We start from the raw sequence: 21406 nt of genomic DNA, 5'->3' as shown, positions 1-21406 counted from the left end.
GGCGTCACCTTTCGGCGCGTTCCGGGTTTGCCTTATTAGAAATTTTATTTCAAAACAAAAATTCATAGTGAAATTTTAAATCTATTTTTTATTGTTGGCACGGAGGCTGCGTGCTATAATGGCCTCAGTTCGGCGCCGCGCTTTCGCGGCCGTCAACAGGATGCGAACAGGAGTGGATTTCATGACGCAAGCAAGCCTCAAAATCGCCATTATCGGTTCCGGCAGCACGTACACCCCCGAGCTCATCGAAGGCATGATCAAACGCAAGGCCGTTCTGCCCATCGGCGAGCTCGTCCTGATGGACATCGACGAGCGCAAGCTGCGCATCGTCGGCGAGCTGTGCGAACGGATGATAGCTGCCGCAGACATGCCATGCCGCGTCATTAGGACGCAAGATCTCGACGAGGCGCTGCGCGGCGCCGATTTCGTGCTCGGCCAGATCCGCGTCGGCAAGCTGCCCGCGCGCGTGCTCGACGAGAAGATCCCGCTCAAGTACGGCCTCATCGGCCAAGAAACGTGCGGCATCGGCGGCTTCTTCAAAGCCATGCGCACCATTCCGGTCATGCTGCATGTCGCGGAGCGCATGAAGGCGCTTTGCCCGGACGCGTGGCTGATCAATTTCTCCAACCCCGCCGGCATCATCACGGAGGCGATCCTGAATCATACGGACATTAAGATGCTCGGCCTCTGCAACGTGCCGTACAACATGTTCAAGAGCATCCGCGAATCGCTCGGCCTGGACCATCCGAACATCGAATACGTCGGCCTCAATCATCTCAGCTGGATCACCGGCATCGAGCAGGACGGCAAGGATTACTTGAAATCCGCGCTGGAGATGGGCCTGAACGGCGAGACGATGAAGAACATCCCGGCCAGCGGCTTCGGCAAGGAGCTGATCCGGATGGCGGGCGCGATCCCGTCCTCCTACCTGGAATATTACTATTTCCAAGACAAGAAGCTGCAAATCGTCAAGGACATGGAGCTGTCCCGCGGCGAGAAATGCATCCAAATCGAAGAAGAGCTGCTCGGCATCTATGCCGACGCCGAGCTTCATTCCAAGCCGGAGCTGCTCGCCTCCCGCGGCGGCGCCAACTATTCCGAGGTCGCCATCAGCCTCGTCGACGCCATTCATAACGACAAGCGGGAAGTGCACGTCGTCAACCTGCTGAATAACGGCGCGCTCGGCTTCATGCGCGACGACGACGCGGTCGAAGTCTGCGCGGTCGTCGGCAAGGACGGCGCGAAGCCGATCCGGATCGAAACCTTCGACAATCCGCACATCATCGACTACATGCGGATGGTGAAGGCGTACGAGCGCGAGACCGTCGCCGCCGCCGTCTCGGGCGACGAGGACGCGGCGATGCGCGCGCTGCTGATGAATCCGCTGGTCGGCGACTATAACGCGGCCCGGGGCGCCTTCGACGAGCTGAAGGAAGCGCATAAGGCGTACTTGCCGCAATTCTTCAAGGAAGAAGCGAACGTCTGATGGACGCCCGGTACGTCATCGGGGTCGACGGCGGCAACAGCAAGACCGATTATTTTCTGTTCGGCTTGGACGGCCGGTTCGTCGATCATCTGAACGCCGGCACGTGCAGCCACGAGCGGTTCCCGGACGGCTACGACAGCGCCTGCCGTATCATGGACGAACAGCTCCGGAAGCTGCTCGGGCGCAACGGGCTGAGGATGGCGGACGTCGCCGCGGGCGCGTTCGGCCTCGCCGGCGCGGATGTTCCGTCGCAGAAGGAGCGGCTCGGCCGCGTCGTCGAGCGCCTCGGGTTCGCGCGGTACGCCGTGGACAACGATTCGTTCCTCGGCGTAAAGGCCGGCAGCGCGCGCGGGTACGGCGTCTGCTCGATCAACGGCTCCGGCACCGTGGCCGGCGGCATCGCCCCGGACGGCAGCCGCCTGCAGATCGGCGGTATCGGCAGCGAGCTCGCCGGCGACGAAGCCGGCGGCTTCTACCTCGCGCGGCGGGTGCTGCGGGCCGTGTACGACGCGCTGTACCGGCTCGGGCCGGCGACGTCGATGACGGAGCCGGTCCTGGCGCTGCTCGAGGTGCCGGCGCGCGAGCGGTTCATGGAGTACGCCGCGGAAGGCTCCGTCAAGCGCACGCTGCCGAACACGGCGCTCATGCGGATACTGTTCGCCGCCGCGGACGCGGGCGACGAAGCCGCCGTCGCGATCGTCGCGCATTCGGCGAAGCAGCTCGCCCATTCCGTCGCCGGCTGCCTCGCGCATCTGGACTTCGGCGACGAGCCGGTCGACGTCGTGCTGGCCGGCTCCGTCTGGGTCAAGGCGGAGAGCCCGCTCCTGCTCGAGCGGTTCAAGCGGCATGTCGCCGAGCTGTCGCCGCAGCGCTGCAGCTACATGGTGCTGCAGGTGCCGCCGGCGACCGGCGCCGTGCTGTGGGCGCTGGAGCTCGCGCACGGCCGCCCGGCGGGCGCGGACATGCGCCGGGCCGTCATCGCGAGCGTGACGGGGCGGCCGTGATGCTGCGCGCGAGGCGCCCCCGGATCGTTGCGGGCTAGCCGAGCGCAAGCCCCGTCGTCTCCGGTTGGATGGAGGCGGCGGGGCTTGCTGGTATTTGGGGCGGGCCGGCCGCGCGCGAGGCCGCGGCCGACGGCAGGCGCGACGGCGCATTGCTCAGCAGGCTGAGGCGCCCGCGCCGCTGTGGGACGTCCGCGCGCGAAGCCGCGGCCGGCGGCCGGCGCGGCGGCGCATTGCTCAGCAGGCCGAGGCGCGGCCGGCGGCCGGCGGCAATGATGCGCTCGGGATGCGCTGCGCCGTGAAAGCTCGGCGGTTCATTATGCGAGACGCACTGCGATTCGCATGCCTGTGACGCTCGGGCAAGACGCGCTGCTACTCGCGAACCTCCGGCACAACGCGCTAGACGCGCTGCTACTCGCGAACCTCCGGCGCATCCGGCGAGACGCGCTGCTACTCGCGAACCTCCGGCGCATCCATCGAGACGCGCTGCTACTCGCGAACCTCGGGCGCATCCGGAGAGACGCGCTGCGGCACGCGAGCCCGCGGAATATTAGGCCCGCCAACGTTTGCAATCGTCCCATAACCCGCCGCCGCTTCATCTTTGCGGAAAGGAAAGCCGCTATTTTGAAGAATGGGCGGTATTTTCGCGTTTGGCGGACACAGGCGCCGCTATTGCCGATTTCCCGTCAAAACGAAGCCGTTTTCGGCGAATAACGGAACGTGTGTCCGCTCGATTCGAAAATGGGGTAATTAGTATGAAATAACGGCGTTCATGTCCGCGAAACCACCACGCTGCCTTGCCGAACCGACTCCCCGAACTGGCAAGCCACGCTTCGCCTCAATACTCGCAGGCCGGCGCTCCGCCTATCCCCCACCCCGCGGCGTTATTCGCCTGCCTATCAGGTCGCCCCGCACGTACTCAGCCGTTACGCAAACCCAACTGCCGCCACACTCACCCAACTTCCATACGCCTGCCCGATTGCCGCCACATTTGCCCAACTGCCACACACCTGCCCGACTGCCGTCATACTTGCCCAACTGCCACACGCCTGCCCGATTGCCGCCACATTTGCCCAACTGCCGCATGCCTCCCCGATTGACGCCACATTTGCCCAACTGCCACACGCCTGCCCGATTGCCGTCACACTTGCCCAACTGCCATACGCTTGCCCGATTGCCGCCACATTTGCCCAACTGCCATACGCCTGCCCGATTGCCGCCACATTTGCCCAACTGCCACACGCCTGCCCGATTGCAGTCACACTTGCCCAACTGCCGCACGCCTGCCCGACTGCCGTTCCTTCGCTCGCCGCTTTCCGGCGCGGCGGCCCGCGATTTTACCCCGGCGCGAAAAGGCGGTAAAATGTAGGTTGCGGATCGGAATGACGGCAGAAGGTATGTTGATGCGCCGACGGGCGCCTAATTTTAAACGATTGCGAGGAATGCGGGATGAATCAAGAAACGATGGAGCTGTTCCGGACGCTGACGGATTTCCAGGCGGCGCCGGGATTCGAGCGGGAGCTGCGGCGCTTCGTGCGCGGCGAGATGGAGAAGTATACGAACGAGATCGTGCAGGACCGGCTGGGCAGCATTTTCGGCGTGCAACGCGGCGACGAGAGCGGTCCGGTCATCATGGCCGCGGGCCACATGGACGAGGTCGGATTCCTCATTAACGGCATTACCGAAAACGGCATGCTGAAATTCCAGACGCTCGGCGGCTGGTTCAGCCAAGTGCTGCCGGCGCAGCGGATCCAGGTGATGACGGACAACGGGCCGCTCGCCGGCATCATCGGCACGACGCCGGTCCATCTGCTCGACGAGGCCTCGCGCGGCAAGCCGCTCGACGTGAAGGGGATGTACATCGACATCGGCGCCGACAGCAAGGCGCACGCGCAGGAGCTTGGCATCCGCATCGGCCTTCAGGCGGTGCCCCACTGCCCGTTCACGCCGCTCGCGAACCCGAAGAAAATCATGGCCAAAGCGTGGGATAACCGCTACGGCGTCGGCCTGGCCATCGAGCTGCTGAAAGAACTGAAGGGCAAGCAGCTGCCGAACGTGCTGTATGCGGGGGCGACGGTTCAGGAGGAGCTCGGCCTGCGCGGCGCGCGGACCAGCTCGAACATGATCAAGCCGGACCTGTTCTTCGCCATGGACGCCAGCGCCGCCAACGACATGAACGGCGACAAGTCGGCTTTCGGGCAAATCGGCCAAGGCGCGCTGCTGCGCATCTACGATCCGACGATGCTGACGCACCGCGGCATGGTGGAGTTCGTGCTCGATACGGCGGAAACCCACAAGATCCCGTACCAATATTTCGTCTCGCCGGGCGGCACGGACGCCGGCGCCGTCCACACGCAGGGGAGCGGCATCCCGTCGACGGTCATCGGGGTCTGCGCGCGCTACATCCACACGTCCGCTTCCGTGCTGCACACGGATGATTACGACGCAGCCAAAGAACTGCTCGTGAAGCTCGTGGAAAAATGCGACCGCACGACGTACCAGACGATTCTCGACCGCGCCTGACGCGCGATCGGGCCGCGGCAACGAAGCGTCTCCGCCATTCGGCGGAGGCGCTTTTCGGCTTGCGATGCGGCCAAAGAACTGCTCGTGAAGCTCGTGGAAAAATGCGTCCGCACGACGTACCAGACGCTTCTCGACCGCGCCTAACGCGCGATCGGGCCGCGGCAGCGAAGCGTCTCCGCCACGGCGGAGGCGCTTTTCGGCTTGCGATGCCCAAGGAGTTGCTCATGACGCTCATGGAAAACTGCGACCGCGCGACGTGCCAGACGATTCTCGACCGCGCCTGACGCGCGATCGGGCCACGGCAACGAAGCGCCTCCGCCAAACGGGGCGGAGGCGCTTTTCGGCTTGCCGGCGGGGCACTGCCGGCGGCATCTTCCACCGCCGATATCACTCCCGGCTATAACGCCGCGCCAGTCGAAACGGAGCCGGCCGAAAGGGCGTTTTTCCGGGCTCCGGCCGTAGTCCGCGCGGCCGCGAAGCACGCGACCAAAGGGCGGCACGCCGTCCGGCTCGCCTAGGCCTATCCCACTATTTTCTTACAAGGAACCTCGAAACATTATTCCCCCTCCCTTCGTCCATAAAGTGAAAGCCCAAGGGAGAAGAGGAAGGTGTTGCACTATGAACGAGTTTCCCGCCAAACATCGAAATGTATCCCGTTCCCGGTCACGATCACGGCTCTTCGCGGCCGTTTTGATAAGCATGGCGCTGTTGATGGCCGGAGGCTGCGGCAGCGCGCCGAATCGCGATGACGCGGCGGCGAACTCCGGCTCGGCATCCGGGGCGGAATCGCCCGTTCCGGCCAAATTCGAAATGGACCAAGATCCGTTCGCGGCGGCCGGCATCGAGGACCGGCAGGCGTTCCTCGAGGTCTTCCGGACGGTCAAAGCCGCCATCGCCAAGGACGACATGACGGAGGTCGCGAACCATATCCTGTATCCGCTCAAGGTGAACGGCGCCGACGGCAAGCATCGCATCCAGACGAGACGCGACTTCATCGATCAGTACAAATCGATCATCACGAAAGAAGTGCGCGACGCCATCGCGAACCAGGACGAGAAGAGCCTGTTCGCCAACGGGCAGGGCGTCATGATCGGCAGCGGCGAGCTGTGGTTCGGCGGAAGCGACGATGCGGAGCAGGTCATCGGCCTGATCGCCGTGAATCACGATATCGGCCGCAAATAGCCCCGGCAGCGCGGCTTCCCGTACCGGCGCGGCCGCCCCGAGCGACAAGCAGCAGCCTTCGGCCGAAGGCTGCTGCTTGTTTGCGTTTCGAGGTTGTTCGCGCATAATCGTCTCTCGTGTTTGCTCCTCGCTGACGTTTATGCGAATTTCGCGATGAGTAGGTTCTTGCCTGCTGCTTGCTCCGTTAAGGGGTTGTTCTCTATTAATAGCTTCGTTCGCGCCACGCTTGTTCGCATGTAAGCGTTGTTTGCGCTGACCAGCATCATGATGGCCGCTTGTTCGTGTCTATGACATGCCGAGCCGCTTACCGGCGGCTGCGGCTTGCTTTAGCCGCTTGCTTGAGCTGCTTGTCCGCTGTCGCTAATCGTCTGCTTTTTCTAGCCCTCAACCATGGCGAACGGTCCGCTTTCCCGGCAGCCCCCGCCTAACAAATACAAGTCTTGCGTTTCCGCCCGATCCGGTCCATGCCCGCCATCTTGGCGATATAATCCGCCGCCGACGGCACCTTGCAGGCCGTGTTGCCGACGTTCACCCGCACCTTGCCGATCGCGTCCGCAACGGCGGCGGCCTCCCCGTGCAGCGCCGCGACGTAGCCGCCGACCGCGATCACGAAGCCGTTCATCGCGTACCGGACGCGGTTTCGCTCCGCGTGCACCGACTCCCGCGCCTGCCGGAGCAGCCCGCGCAGCTCCTCGAGGTCAAGCGCCTCGTCCGGCTTGATCGAGACGAGGTTCGCGTACGTGCTCCAGCCGCAGGCCGCGACCAGCTCCTCCGGCGACGCGATCCATTCCAGGGCAAGCTCGCGGCCGTGCGGTCCTTCCGCCGCCAGGCCGGGAACGGTCGTCTCCGCGAGCAAATACCAATTCGCCATCGCGGCCCAAGCCCGCAGCCGCTCCTTCGGCACCGTCTCCGGGTCGACCGTCAGGCCGGCCAAATACATCGCGTCGCTGTTGCCGGACTCATATAGCGCGCTTGCGAGCGCCTGGTCCTTTTTGACCGCCTTGACCAGCTTCTTCAGGTCGCCGACCTTCACTCCGAAGAGCGGCTCCCGCGCGCCATGGTTCAGGAACGTCTTCTTCGTCTGGGCCGTGCCCATCGTTTCCAGCTGCCGCATTACGTCTTCGTACGTCATTGTCCGACCGCCCTCCCGCTTCCCCAATCCTGCGTTTCCTCCACTATACCATACCTGGCCGACCCGGTGAGTTCGCCCGCCGAGACAGGCCATATCGGCCGTTTCGGCATCCCGGAGGGCCCTCCGTTCCATCAAATTTTGATAAAGTCCTTTCGACCCGCATAGGGCCCTTATGCCTACTCGCCATCCCGTGTCGATTTTTGCCGAGAAGCCCGGCCCTATCATCCCGGACGGCGGAGTCACACGATTGGTTTGCGCTTACATTTTCGGCCAATATTTTGCATTTTTCTCCTTCATCATAGATTCAAAGACCCATCAACCAAAATTTGCTAGTCGTTTGTGCCCATTGTTGAACGGGATTCGACAGCATATAATGACGCCGTGAAACTAGTTCTCCGCAAGCGGAACCCGGTTTCGCAAGGCAAGCAGGCAGTACCTTATCCCCCCGTTAAGGGGACGATTCCAAGGAGGGAGTTCGAGGATGGCTTCACGCACCACCAAACGTTTCAAAAAATGCCGCAGTATCGCTACGTTGTCGCTCGTGCTCTCGATGACGCTCGGCGCGGTCAACCTTGCGCCGATACCGAACGCAAGCGCCGCGAAAGCGGAGGGCGCCTCGCGCCTGCTCTCTTACGAGGGCGCCGCTTACGCCTCGTCGACGGAGAGCGGCCTCTCGCCCGAGAAGGCGGTGGACGGGGACGGGGATTCCCGCTGGGGCAGCGCGTTCGGCGCGGACCCGCAATGGATTTACGTCGACCTCGGCGACGCCGCCGACATCGACAAGGTCGTGCTCCGCTGGGAGAACGCCTACTCCAAGTCCTACAAGATCCAAGTATCCGACGACGAATCGGAATGGAAGGACGCGTATGTCCAGCCGGTCGGCGACGGCGGCACGGACACGATCGCGCTGTCGGCCGCCGGGCGCTATGTCCGCATGCTGTCGCTCCAGCGTTCCGGCAATTACGGCGTCTCGCTTTATGAATTCGAAGTATACGGCAAGGGCGGCGCGAACCCGTCGCCGGTCGTGCTGGGCGAGGACGTCGCCAAGAACCGTCCCGTGAAGGTATCCTCCTACCAGCAAACCGAACAAGACAAGCCGATGCTGCTTCCGGAGTACGCGGTCGACGGCACGTCCGCTACGCGCTGGTCGTCCAAGGACACGAGCGACGAATGGATCTACGTCGACCTCGGGAGCATCCGCGAAGTCGGCCGCGTGCGGCTGAATTGGGAGAACGCCGCGGGCCGCGTCTACGACCTGCAGGTATCCGACGATGCCGAGCAATGGACGACGGTGTACCGCGAAATGAACGGCCATGAAGGCTGGATGGACGCGCCGATCTATGCCAGCGGCCGCTACGTGCGGATGAAAGGCATCAGCCGAACGACGAGCTACGGCTACTCCCTGTACGATTTCAACGTGTACGACTATGTGCCGGGCGATCCGAAGCCGGTCTATGACATTCCGGCGCTTCCGGCCGCGTCCGTCGTCGACGTCGGCAAAGGCAGCTACCTGACGAGCGACATCTCCATGCCGCAGCCGCGTCCGCCGATCAACAAGACCGCCGGCGTGACCGCGCCGATCGCCTCCAACGACTGGTGGCAGTCCGTGCTGATCAAGAACCTGAGCGACAGCCTCGTGACGCTCCCGCTCAAGTCCAAATATACGCCGCAAGGCCTCGGCGTCCTGAATCCGGGCGCCGGCTGGGCGAACAAGGACGGCAATTCGCAAGCCGCCGACGGCGCGCCGGATTTCTACCTGTCGGCCGGCAACATCGGCGCCTTGCGCGCCAAGAACGTCGTGTCGGGCTACAGCGATTGGTCCGCGACCGTCGTCTTCAGCGACAACGACGCGAAGAAGATGGAAACGACGCTCGTCAAAGGCTCGCCGTACCTGTATTCGGAATTCAGCGATCCGACGACGCCGGACCTGTACTTCCCGGTCGCCGCTACGTTCTTCGGCGACGACGGCAAGCCGGTGCTCGCGGCCGACGGCGACGCGCTGACGGCGGACCACATCGGCTTCACCGTCGCCAATGTCGACGGCTCGCCGGAGCAGAAGACCGTCGTGCGCCACTACGGCGTCTTCGCGCCGGAAGGCTCCACGTTCATCAAAGTCGGCAATAAAGTGAAGATCCGCCTTGGCGGCGGGGAGCATTACCTGTCCCTGGCCGCGATGCCGTCCGCGGGCGACCTGAACTATTTTTACCGCCACGGATATGCGTTCGTGACGAAGACGACGGTGACGCCGGGCTTCGACGAAGCGACGTCCGAGGTGACGACCAAGTTCGAGGCGACGATCGACCTGAAGCGGACGGACCTCGAAGACACGACGCTGATGGCGCTGCTGCCGCATCAATGGAAGCAGACCGGCGACGCGCTGACGGCGCTGTCGTATCCGTCCATCCGGGGCACGCTGAAGCTGCATGAGGGCAACGCGTTCACGACGACGGACCGGTTCTACGGCATCGTGCCGCAGTTCACGGAGCCGGGCGACAAGGCGTATTCGCGCGACGCGCTGCTGGAGCAGCTCGCTTACCTCGACGAGGCGACATCGAAGAACATCATGTCCGGCGACGCGTACTGGCAGGGCAAGGTGCTGCATCCGCTCGCCATGGGCGTGCTGATCGCGGATCAGATCGGCGACGACACCTACAAGAACCTGTTCCTCGGCCGGCTGCGCGCGATCCTGACCGACTGGTACACGTACACGAAGGGCGAACCGGACTATTTCATGTACTATGACCCGACATGGGGGACGATGTATTACAAATCGAGCGAGTTCGGCGCCAACACCGGCCTGACCGACCACCATTTCACGTACGGCTATTACGTGTTCGCCTCCGCGATTCTGGCGACGTACGACCAGGACTTCAAGGACGACTACGGCGGCATGGTCGAGCAGCTCGTGCGGGATTACGCGAACCCGTCGAAGAACGACCCGCAGTATCCGTTCCTGCGCAACTTCGATCCGTACGAGGGCCATTCGTGGGCCGGCGGCTACGGGGACAACAACAACGGCAACAACCAGGAAGCCGCGGGCGAATCGCTGTTCGGCTGGGTCGGCGAATACATGTGGGGGCTGCTGTCCGGCGACAAAGCGTACCGCGACATCGCCATCTACGGCTTCACCACGGAGCTGAAGGCCGTCGAGCAGTACTGGTTCAACTACGACGGCGACAACTGGCTGCCGGCGTTCGACCACAAGTCGACGGGCCAAGTCTACGGCAGCGCGTACAATTTCGGCACGTTCTTCAGCGGCGATCCGGTCAACATTTACGGCATCCACTGGCTGCCGACCGGCGAATACTTGACGAGCTACGGCTTCGATCCGCAGAAGGCCGCCGACCTGTACAACGGCATGGTCGCGGACAACGAAGGGCCGGAAGACGCGTGGCAGCACATCGTCTGGCCGATCGAGTCGCTGAGCGACCCGCAGGCGGTGCTGGACAAATTCACCGTCGAAGGCACGCAGAAGAACGAAATCTTCGATACGTACTGGTTCGTGCACAACATGGCGACGCTCGGCCAGCGCACGACGGACATCTGGGCGAGCGGCTGGTCCGGCGCCACGGTCTACAAGAAAGGCACGGCCTACTCGGCGATGATCTGGAACCCGACGAACGCGCCGATCACCGTGACGTTCCATAGCGCGGCCGGCGTGACCGGCTCCGCCAAAGTGGGCGCGAAGTCGCTCGTCAAGGTCGATCCGACGAAGACGACGGATCTCGATCAAGCGATCCCGCCGCGCCTCACGGCCGATACGACGCAGAACGTCGTCGGCCAGCCGGTCGAGCTGACGTTCGCGGATAACGCGGCTTGGCGGCAAGCCGTCGGCGCCGTGCAGGTGAACGGCGAGCCGGTCGACGCTTCGCGTTACCGGGTGCAACCCGGCAAAATCACGCTCGAAGCGGACGTATTCCCGGTCGAAGCCGGCTACGACGTTACCGTGCAAGCGGCCGGTTATCCGGACGCGGCGATCAAGCAGATCGTGACGACGAACAGCACCGTGAATCTGGCGCTGAACAAGCCGGCGGCCACGTCCGACAACCCGAACAAGGCCGGCGCCTTCGCGGTCGACGGCAAAGCCGACACGCGCTGGGAGTCCGCGTTCAGCGACCCGCAATTCATCACGGTCAACTTGAAATCCGACTACAAAGTCAGCCGCGTGCGCCTGAACTGGGAGAACGCCGCGGGCAAGAGCTACACCGTTCAAGTATCCGCGGACGGCAAGGAATAGAAGACCGTCTATGCCACGACGCGCGGCCGCGAAGGCATCGAAGACATCACGTTCGCGGCCGAGAATGCCCGCTACGTCAAGGTAACCGGCACGCAGCGCACGACGAACTACGGCTACTCCCTGTGGGAGCTGGAAGTCTACGGCACGCCGGCCGGCGCGCTCGACGCGCCGGAATTGACCGCGGACGACGCGATGAACCGCGCCGGACAGCCGATCGACATCGGCTTCGACGATTTCGCCGATTGGCGGACCGCCATCACGGCCGTGAGCGTGAACGGCACGGCGGTCGACGCCGGCAAGATCCACGTTGCGCCGGGCCGCATCACGCTCGACGGCTCGCTGTTCCCGAAAGCCGGCAGCTACGACGTCTCCATCGCGTCGAAGGGCTTCGCGAACACCGCCGTCAAGCAAACGATCGTGACGGGCTCGAACGTCAATCTTGCCCTCCGCAAACCGGCGACGACGTCGGACGGCGCGAAGCAGCCGGGCAAATACGCGGTCGACGGCAACAAGAATACCCGCTGGGAATCCGACTTCAGCGACCCGCAGTTCATCACGGTCGATCTGGGCGCGGAGAACGTTGTCAGCCGCGTGCAGCTGAACTGGGAGAACGCCGCGGGCAAGAGCTACACGGTGGACGCGTCCGCCGACGGCAAGACTTGGAAGACCGTATATGCCACGACAAACGGCAAGCCGGGCCCGATCGACATCGGCTTCCTGCCGGTCAGCGCGCGGTACGTGAAAGTAACGGGAACGGAGCGCACGACGAACTACGGCTACTCGCTCTATGATTTCGAAGTGTACGGCGACGCCGACGGCTTGCCAAGCGCGCCGGAGCTGAACGCGGACGCGACGGACGCGGCCGTCGGCCAGCCGATCGTCGTCACGTTCGACGACGACGCGGCGTGGAGAAGCGCGATCGCGGCCGTCAAGCTGGGCGGCGCCGCGCTGGGCGCGGGCCAATACGCGGTATCCGAAGGCAAGCTCGCGCTGAACGCGGCTCTGTTCGCCAAGGCCGGCGCGTATACGATCACGGTCGAAGCGAAGGATTACGCGGATGCGGTCGTGCGACAGCCAATCGCCGACAACAACGACCCGAACCAGAATCCGGGGCAAAGCCCGGGGCAGGACCCGGGCCAGACGAATCCGAACCCGCTGAACCTGGCGTTCGGCAGACCGACGTCTTCTTCGCCGGATTACCACCGCTCCAGCGCGGACGCGGTCGACGGCCGGCTGGACCGCCGCTGGGAATCGGCTTTCGCGGACCATCAATGGATGAGCGTCGACCTCGGCGCCGCCAAGACGATCAACCGCGTCGTCCTGAACTGGGAGAACGCGTACGGCAAGGCGTACACGATTGACGTCTCCGAAGACGGCGAGACGTGGAAGACGGTCTACGCGACCGAGAACGGCAACGGCGGCATCGACGACCTGTCGTTCGATCCCGTCAGCGTTCGCTTCGTCAAAATGAACGGCATCGCGCGCGGCACGCCGTACGGCTTCTCCCTCTGGGAGCTCGAGGTGTACGCGGGCGACAAGGCGCCGCTCGCCGGACCCGCGCTGCGCGCGGACGACGCGGACAACGTCCTCGGCAAGCCGATCGAGCTGACGTTCGCGGACGACGCGGCTTGGCGCGGCGCCATCAACGCCGTCGAGCTGAACGGAACGGCGCTTCGTGCCGATCAATATGCGGTCGCCGCGGGCAAGATTACACTGAACGCGGCCTTGTTCACCGAAGCCAAGCCGTACCAGGCGACGGTGCAGGCGGCGGGCTACGCGGGCGACTCCGTCATGCAGGCGATTCTGCCGGCAGCCAACCTCGCGCTGAACAAGCCGGCGGCCGCGTCCGACAATCCGCTGCAGGGCGGCGAACGCGCCGTGGACGGCGACAAGAGCACGCGCTGGGAATCGGCGTTCGGCGATCCGCAGTGGATCAGCGTCGATCTCGGCTCCGCGCAAACCGTCGGCCGCGTCCTGCTGAACTGGGAGAACGCCTCCGCGAAGGCGTATGCCATCGAGGTATCGACGGACGGCGAGCACTGGACGAAGGTCTATGCCACGTCGGAAGGAGACGGCGGCATCGACAACGTGTTCTTCGCGCCGGTCGATGCCCGCTACGTCAAAGTGACGGGCACGCAGCGCAACACGCCGTACGGCTACTCGTTATTCGAATTGGAAGTCTATGCCTGATCCCTCGCAAGCGAAGCCTTATCGCTTCGCTTGCGGCAAGGGCCGGAGCCGCCTGAATCTGGCGGTCTCCGGCCCTTTTTTCGTTTGCGTTATCCATTACGTCGTTGACTCTCTTGCGTTCATACGCCTTGTTCGGAGCGCGTTCAATTCCGTTCATGCGCCGAGTTCTCGTCGATGGGCCGGAAGCCAATCTCGCCTAAAGCCGTCCGCTCCCCCGTCAGCTCGCGCGCTCCAGCACCAGCACCCAATCGTGGAAGACCGGCAGCGAACCGGTCGGCCACGTGCCGCCGGCTTCCGGCACGATGCGCCCAAGGTCGTATTCCTCGCCCGTCGCCGGATCGAACAGGAACGCGCGGTACGGAACGTCCGGCTCCAGTTCCCGCACGGTCAGCCCCGGAAACACCGAATGAATCGGCGCGTAGACGATCCGCACCTCGCCCGGAATGCCCGCCGCGTACGGGCGCGCATAGACGTCGGCGTCGTCAGGCACGGGGTTCAGCCATTCCGGATGCCGCTCGAACCGCCACCAATCGTAGCGCGCGAGCAGCCGCTTGCTCAGGCCGACCTGCTTCGAGCCCGGCAGCGCGGCCGCTTCCTTCCAGAAGACGTGCCCCCACGCGATGCCCGTCGGCGAGGCGCCGTACGGCTGCTCCTCGTCGTTCACCTGCCAGATGCCGTTCGCCCCGTACGTATGGCCGCAGGCGCCGTTCAGCACGCAGTTCCAGAACAGCATCCGCTGCACGTCCGCCAGGCTCGTCCCGCCGATGCCTTCGTAGCAGGCTTCCGCGTTGATGACCGGCGTCTTCGGCTCCCGGGCGACGGCGGCTTGGATGCGGGCGGTCGTGCGCTCGACGGTCAGCATCCCGGAATGGCCGGTCTGGAGCATGTCCAGATCGAGCACCGACGCGTCCTCGACCATCTCGTGGCCGTATTCCGTCGGATGGATCGTCAGCCCGCGCCCGAACGGATCGATCGATCGGATATAGGCCGCCATTTCCGTCCACTCGACCTTATGCCGCGCCATGTACGCCGCTTTTTTCCCCGCGTCCTTGAACGCGTCCCATTGATAATACGGCATGTTCGCCTCGCCGGCGACGCACCACATGAGCGGATACGCGCCATAGCGGGCGACGAGGTACTCCCAGTGCCGGCGGAGCTTGTCCTTCCCGGCGAAATCCAAATAATAGCCCCAGCAGCCGACGAGACACGGCATTAGGCCCTGCTCGACCATGTAGGCGAGCTTGCGGTCCGCCGCGTCGAAGAACGCCGGATTGATCCGCGCGAAGTCCGCTTCCCACGACTGGCCGCCTTCGTTGGCGCCGCGCGCGTCGAACGGCCCCATGTCGGGGTAGAGGCCCGCCACGACCTGCACGGCGGTGAAGCCCTTCGCGATCCGGTCCTCCGCGAGCCACCGAAAATCGTCCGGCCACCGCAGCCGGTCCGTCAGCGACATCCACCACGTGTCCGCGAGCCAGAAGAACGGCGTGCCGTCGGCGTGCTCCAAGCAGGAGCGCCCCGCGGCGGCCCGCACGGCGCCGTGCTTGTAGAGCGGATTGTCGCCTTCGTACGCCTCGACGACGACCGTCGCGGCCCGCGCATCCAAGCCTTCGTCGCGGTGAGTCGAGCACTTCGTGATGACGCGGTGCTCGCCGATCTCGGGCGACGCGTAGCGAATCTTCCACGCGCTGCCGCCGGCCCAGTAGCCGGGCACCCGCAGCGTCTCGCCGCCCGGCGTCGAGACGAACGCTTCGAGCCGGACGTGATTGAACGGATCCTCGTACGCGACGGCGGCCTCGAACGTCAGCTCCGCTACTTCGTTTTGCCGGACTTGCACGGTTGTCATGGGTATTCCTCCCTTTCGGATCGGCCGATCGGCCTGCCTTTACACACGCTTTAATCTCCCGGCGCGCGGATTGAATCAGCGCGGCGCGCCGGCAAGCGAAAAGAGAAGCCCCGGGCGGGCTTCTCTTTTCCCCCGGCCGCGAACGGCCGCCGGCGGCCATGCGCCTTCCGTCATGCGGGCAGGCTTGCCGTCAGTTCGTGTTGCGGACGTTCTTGACCGAGATGCTCAGCACGCCCGCGTCATCGTCGTCCTCGTCCGTATTCGTGATCGTCAGCGTCGCGCCCGTCGTCTGCCCGACGCCGGCCTGGAAGGTCAGGCCGCCTTGGCCGTCGAGATCGTGGTTGTCTTCGCTCGTTCCCTCGTACAACGTGCCCTGCACCTCGACGTCGATGGTATTGTTCAGCAGCAGGCGCACGGTGAATTTGTACTCCAGGCGCACCTCGCCGCCCCATTTGTACGTCCGCGTCGCCGTATTGACGAGCTTATCCGGTCCCAGCTCGAGCTCGAAATATTCCGGGCCGGGGTCTTTGATTTCGTCGGATCCGAAGTTCTCCTCGTCGCGGCCCCAGAAGTCGATGAATACCTGCGCGATCCGGAACCGGTCCGACGGCGGCTGCAGCTGCACGTCCGCGACGAGGTCCTCGGCGTGCAAAGCGATATGGACCTGCGCGGCATACAGGTTGCCGTCGATCGTCTTCGACGCGCGAAGCTGATAATCGCCGAGCGGCACGTCCTTGAGCGAATAGCCGCCGTCGTCTCCCGTGAACGCGGATTTGCCGTCGAACACCTGGACCAGCGCCCCGGCGACCGGGGCGCCGTCCGCGTACACATGGCCGTGCACGGTTCCGCGGCTCAGCACCTTCTTCCACCGGCTGACCGTGTAGCTCTCGACCCGCGGCTCGCGATAAATCGCCGGCTCCGCGAAGCCGTACAGCCCGCCGCGCGCCGGACCGTCCCACCACAGCATGTCGTCCGGCGAGACGGCGTCCGCGTCGGTGACGTTCTGCCAGGCCGTGCTGTCTTTGCCGTCGGCGTCGTCGTTGGCGAACGCGTTCAAGAATTGGTTGGCGACGTCGTCCGCGCCGTCGGTCAGTATCTCGCCGAACCAGCCGGCCAGCTCGTACGCCTGGTTGTAGACGGTGTCGTACAGCCAATACGCGGCGTCCGACCGCTCCTGCGCGGAATACGTGTACAGGCCGTCGGGCGTCGTCGGCCGGACCGTCGCCTCGGTCGCGATATCTTCCGGCTCCAGGTCGGTCGGCGTGACCAGCGCCTGGCTCGTTTCGAGATGCGCGCCCCGCGCCTTGGCGTGCATCCAAATGTAGGACGAGCACACGGACGGATGCGTGCCGGCCGCCCAGCCGGCGTCCGGCCCTTCCGGCTCGCCTTGGCCGATCGTCGGATCGGTGTAGCAGTACCAGCGGTAATGATATTTCGGCTTCACGCCCGGCCGTCCCGCGTCGTTGCGCGCGTCCGTCGCGATCGCGTGCAGCGCCGTGCGCACGGCCGGCGTCTCCTGCATCGGGTCAGGCTTCAGGACGAGCGGCGGGATCATGACGAGCTTGTCGTTATGCGTGACCCCGACGGTGTGCGGCCCGAACGCGGAGACGGAATACGTCTTGTCGTACTCGGGATCCGGGAAATTCTCGCCTTCGATGGAATGCTGCACGGTCTGCGTGATCGCCCCGGGCCAGATGTATTTGAGCACGTGCGGGTCGAATCCGTCCGAGCCGGACACGATGCCGACCAGATGGTCCATGAGGCGTTTCTGGCTGCCCGTGCTGTGCGTGATCTCGTCGTAGTTGCGCGTCATGATGCCGGAATGGCTGTACCACTGCGCCGGTCTCACGTTCAGCATCAAACCGCCGATGATGCCGTCGCCGCCCGGGGACAGGATCACGTCGCCTTTGCGCGCGTTCATCCAGCGGGCCGGCATCGTGACGTCCGTCGTTTCGCTCGTCAGCTGGCAGACCAGCTGGCCCTTCTCGGCTTTCGCCAATTCGTCCTCGGTCAAATTATCCGGGTCGCAAATCTGCCCTTCGGCGATCATGCCCGGAAGCGGCGGACCCGAGAGCGCGTGGACGCCGCCCAAACCGTTCAGCACGTTGCGCACCGGCACGTTCGGCAGCGGGCGGACCGCGATGTCCTTCAGCGTGAGCTGCTCCGGCTGCAGCTTGCGGAGTTGGAGGGGCGTCGCTGCCGGCGCCGCGGCCCGCCTTGTCTCGATCGCCGCTTCGGCCGGCGCGAACACGCTTTGCATGACCTGCATCGCTTTGTCCCTCGACAGCGCGGCCGCGCCGCCGTTCAGCGTTCCGAGCGACACGGCGAGCGTGCCCGTCTTCGCGTCGAGTATGGCATGGCCCGCCTGCGAGGCGTCCAGTATCGGATTCGCCGCGGCGTCCAGCTTGCCTTGGACGATCTCCCACGGCCACGGCTTCCGCTCCTGGTTCGGCACCTCCGGCAGCCGGAGGAGCGGCTCCGGCTTCTTGTTCCACTCCGGCACGGGCACGTCGAACGCGACGCCGCAGCGCACGGGATGCGCGCCGACCGTTCCCGCGTACAGCACCGAGAAGCCCTTGACGTCGTAGCGCAGCTCGCCGGCCTGCGGATTGTCCGCGACGAACGGCACGTTGACGCCGATCATCGACTTGGAACGGGGCGCGACGGTAACGGGCTGGCGCAGCGCGACGAACGGGCGCGGCAGCGCGACCCCTTCCGCGTCGTCGGCGTTCGGCGTGACGGAGAAGCGATCCAGCACGATCGGTTCGTCTTCGACGTTATGTACGGTGAACGTGCCGCTCAGCATGTTGTAGCGTTTCCGGGCGAAGAGCTCGGCGGACGTATGCGGGACGACGGTGCCGCCGCGCTTGCAGATGGCGTAGGCGGAATGGATCGTCAGCGTCCGCTTGACGAGGACGCCCGAGGCTTTGGCCCAGCAGCTGACCGTGAACTGGCCGACTCCCGTCGCGTGGTCGATGGCGGCGAAATAATCGTGGCTGACCATCGGCGTGCGCGTCGTCGCCTTCGTGCCGTCGCCGAAGTCCCACTCGTATTCCAACGGCGTTGTCGTCGCGGCGCGCTTCAGCGCGTCCTTCACGTCGATCGTCGTCAGGTCGTACACCGCGCCGACCATCCGCCGGGTCGTCGCCTGGGGCGGACGCCGGAGCGGCAGCCGCTCCGCCGGCGCGATCGCGGGCTTGAGACGCGTGTTGACCAGGCGCTTCGTTTCCACCTGGCGCAGGGCCTGCGAGTTGGCGAGCATGACGCGGCTCAGCGCGCCTTTGCCGGCGAGCTGCACGGCTGTCGAATCGAGCGCGAACGGTTTGTCGGGACGAGGGGAGACGGAAGGGGCGGTGCCGAGCAGATGGGGCGAGCGGGTGTCGACGGAGGAGCCAAGGAAGAGGACGGCGGTGTAGGGGTTCGTCGGCAGCTGGGTGACGCCGATCATGGCGATGTCCTTGCCGTTCTGATAGGAGGCGAACGCGAGCGGTTCGCCGATGACGTCGAGCAGCGCGACCTCGCGGTCCGACTCGCCGCTGGCGGCGCGCGCCCGCACGACGAGCCTGCGCTGGCCGGCGGTCGGGAACTGCAGGTACTGGACCGCCCCCGGCGTCCCGTTGATCGATACCTCGTACGCCCCGCCGATTAATGAATTGTCATGCGTGTCGAAAACTTCGATCTTCACGGATTCCCCGGGTCGAGCGACTGCAGGCTGAAGGGAAACGCGACCGATAATAGTGCCCATAAACGGCCTCCTCTTTTCGTTATCCTTCCTGTCGTGTGCCTGTTGCAGCTTACGCGTGACTGAGCATGGAGAACGACTTCATTATCCGGTAAATGGCTAAAATTACCAATCAGACTTAATGACTATTTGGAGGGTAAGCATTCCGGCTCGGTTCTGTAGCAATTTGTCAGTTCGGGCACGGTGTCGGATCGGCGCGTTCGCGCGGCTTGCCGGGGCGGCGGAACGGGTACGGGCCGCCGCGCTTCGATAGGACGATGGCGCCCCGCGCCGCAAGACAAAAAGACCGCCCGGGCGGCTGTCGCCCGGACGGTCTTCTTCGCGCGCTTTGTGTTATTCAGTCCCAATCGTATCGTTGCTCTTTCCATGGATCGCCGTACATGTTGTACCCGTTCCGCTCCCAGAAGCCCGGCTTGTCGGCCGCCATGAACTCGACGCCCCGCAGCCACTTGGCGCTCTTCCAGAAGTACAGATGCGGCACGACCATGCGTACGGGGTAGCCGTGCTCCGGCGAGAGGATCTCGCCGTTATGCTTGATCGCGAAGAACGACGTGTCGCGCAGAAAATCCGCGAGCGGCAGGTTCGTCGTCCAGCCGTGTTCCGCGTGCAGCATGACGTATTTCGCTTCCGGCTTCGGCTTCACGTGCGCCATCACCGCGGCGACGGCGACGCCCTCCCATTCGTTGTCCAGCTTGGACCAGGTCGTCACGCAATGGATGTCGTTCGCGAACGTTCGGCGCGGCAGCTTCATGAACGCGTTGTAGGTAATGCACGCTTCTTCCTCGACCAGGCCGAACAGGCGTAAATCCCATTTGCTCATATCGCGGTAATACGGAACCTCTCCATGATGAAGGACGGGAAATCCGTTCGTCAGCCGTTGACCCGGCGGAACTCTCGTCGCGTCCGATGCGTTATTCATCGCCATCACGCTCCTCTAGGGTTAGTGGTCTCCCTTAGATTATTAACCGCCCGGCGTCTTCGTAGTCGCCTTTGGCGCCGGCTTGCCGCTTGCGGCCGCGCTCCGCGCGCTTGCCTCCCCGCTTCCCGCCTTCAGCACGAACGGCCCCGCCGTAGATCGGCAGCGCCCACAGCAGCAGCGTCCGCGTCTCGTACCTGGCGTTCAGGTTGCCCCAATAATAATAGCTGAACATCGTCACGATCATCTGCACCGTCGTGATAACCGTGATCCACCACTTGCTCAGGTCCAGCGTCTCGAGCATGACGTAGGAGAACAGCGGGACGGCGATGTTTTGCAGCAGGATGAAGGCCGAGACGAACGCCGTCGCCTTCATGTACCCGGTATCCCGCAGCGGCTTCGCGAACAGCGCGGCGGAGCTCGACGCGGCCGACCGTACGAACGGCAGATCGGGGTACCGCCACAGCTCGACGGCGTTCCAGACGGCGCAGGCCGCGCTTGCGGCGTACAGGATGACGAATCCGGTCCGCTCGTCCAGCTGCTGCAAAATTTGCCCGCCGATCAACAGCGCGACGCTGGCCACCGCCCAATGGATCGTGTTGCGGATGCCGAAGTACCGTCCCCGGATCCGGGCCGGCACCATGTCCGCGACGATGGACGTCCAGAACACCGAGCTCGTGGAGGCGCACACGAAGGACGTCAGGAACAGGCCGATGAAGACGTCGACCTGCAGCGGCTTCGGCACGAGGAACGGAATGAGGCCCGTCGCCGCCCAGAGCGCCCGGTGCACGACAGCGAAGCCGAACAGGAGCAGCCTCCGGTTCGTGAAGCGCTGAATGTAGAACGCCGCGACGAGCTGCACGAGATTGGCGAGCGCGGGGATCGCGACGACCAGCCCGACGTCCGACGCCGTCCCGCCCAGGTAAACGACATAGATGGTTAGGATCGGACCGCCCAGCAGGTTGGCGATGATGTTGGCCGGAATGCCTTCGAGGATTAACGTCAGCAATCCCCTCCGCTGATCCGACAGCTTTTTTCGGCGAAAAACCGAGATGACGTGACTCCAAAATGACATGACCGCGAATGACAGCTCCCCGTTGGTTCTCCCGGATGTGGCGTTTCCAAACTTGCGCTTGCGTCGTTAGCCTTGCGTT

11 protein-coding genes are annotated in these 21406 nt (G+C 64.4%); 6 read left to right on the top strand and 5 right to left on the bottom strand.

All coding sequences use genetic code 11. The features are described 5' to 3' along the window. Positions 1 to 181 precede the first annotated feature (181 nt). The 4 genes from I8J29_RS10530 (at position 182) to I8J29_RS10515 (ending at position 6192) form a co-directional block, all read left to right on the top strand. The gene (locus I8J29_RS10530) at positions 182 to 1486 is read left to right on the top strand and encodes a 6-phospho-beta-glucosidase (RefSeq protein WP_208847580.1); all 1305 of its coding nucleotides are present in this window, start codon (positions 182 to 184) and stop codon (positions 1484 to 1486) included. After that, the gene (locus tag I8J29_RS10525) at positions 1486 to 2490 is read left to right on the top strand and encodes an N-acetylglucosamine kinase (RefSeq protein ID WP_208847579.1); all 1005 of its coding nucleotides are present in this window, start codon (positions 1486 to 1488) and stop codon (positions 2488 to 2490) included. The genes I8J29_RS10530 and I8J29_RS10525 overlap by 1 nt, the downstream gene beginning before the upstream one ends. A gap of 1446 nt (positions 2491 to 3936) precedes the next feature. Next, on the top strand, positions 3937 to 5010 hold the full coding sequence (locus tag I8J29_RS10520; protein WP_208847578.1) for a M42 family metallopeptidase: 1074 nt from the start codon (positions 3937 to 3939) through the stop codon (positions 5008 to 5010). Between the two features lie 699 nt (positions 5011 to 5709). After that, positions 5710 to 6192, top strand: coding sequence for a hypothetical protein (locus I8J29_RS10515; RefSeq protein ID WP_208847577.1), 483 nt, complete (start codon positions 5710 to 5712; stop codon positions 6190 to 6192). Positions 6193 to 6616: 424 nt separating this feature from the next. On the opposite strand, the gene I8J29_RS10510 is transcribed toward I8J29_RS10515, so the two are convergent. Next, a complete protein-coding gene (locus tag I8J29_RS10510) occupies positions 6617 to 7324 on the bottom strand; it encodes a DNA alkylation repair protein (RefSeq protein WP_208847576.1) in 708 nt (235 codons plus the stop codon). A 481-nt stretch (positions 7325 to 7805) separates the two neighbouring features. On the opposite strand from I8J29_RS10510, the gene I8J29_RS10505 reads away from it, so the two are divergent. Next, entirely contained in the window at positions 7806 to 11561 is a 3756-nt protein-coding gene (locus I8J29_RS10505; RefSeq protein WP_208847575.1) for a galactose-binding domain-containing protein, read from the top strand. A gap of 174 nt (positions 11562 to 11735) precedes the next feature. Beyond that, the gene (locus I8J29_RS10500; RefSeq protein WP_420831113.1) at positions 11736 to 13751 is read left to right on the top strand and encodes a discoidin domain-containing protein; all 2016 of its coding nucleotides are present in this window, start codon (positions 11736 to 11738) and stop codon (positions 13749 to 13751) included. Positions 13752 to 13968: 217 nt separating this feature from the next. Here the strand turns inward: I8J29_RS10500 and I8J29_RS10495 are convergent, their stop codons facing one another. The 4 genes from I8J29_RS10495 to I8J29_RS10480 form a co-directional block, all read right to left on the bottom strand. Further along, entirely contained in the window at positions 13969 to 15594 is a 1626-nt protein-coding gene (locus tag I8J29_RS10495; protein ID WP_208847573.1) for a glycoside hydrolase family 140 protein, read from the bottom strand. Between the two features lie 190 nt (positions 15595 to 15784). Then, positions 15785 to 19279 carry a carboxypeptidase regulatory-like domain-containing protein gene (locus I8J29_RS10490; protein ID WP_208847572.1) on the bottom strand — a complete coding sequence of 1165 codons (3495 nt, stop codon included), beginning with the start codon at positions 19277 to 19279 and terminating at the stop codon, positions 15785 to 15787. Between the two features lie 394 nt (positions 19280 to 19673). Next, complete coding sequence (locus I8J29_RS10485; protein ID WP_208847571.1) at positions 19674 to 20261, bottom strand: sulfite oxidase-like oxidoreductase; 588 nt, start codon at positions 20259 to 20261, stop codon at positions 19674 to 19676. A gap of 28 nt (positions 20262 to 20289) precedes the next feature. Beyond that, the gene (locus I8J29_RS10480; RefSeq protein ID WP_208847570.1) at positions 20290 to 21261 is read right to left on the bottom strand and encodes an MFS transporter; all 972 of its coding nucleotides are present in this window, start codon (positions 21259 to 21261) and stop codon (positions 20290 to 20292) included. Between the last annotated feature and the right edge of the window lie 145 nt (positions 21262 to 21406).

The organism is Paenibacillus artemisiicola (genome assembly GCF_017652985.1).
Lineage (GTDB): Bacteria > Bacillota > Bacilli > Paenibacillales > Paenibacillaceae > Paenibacillus_Z > Paenibacillus_Z artemisiicola.
This window is presented reverse-complemented; position numbering and strand designations above follow the sequence as displayed.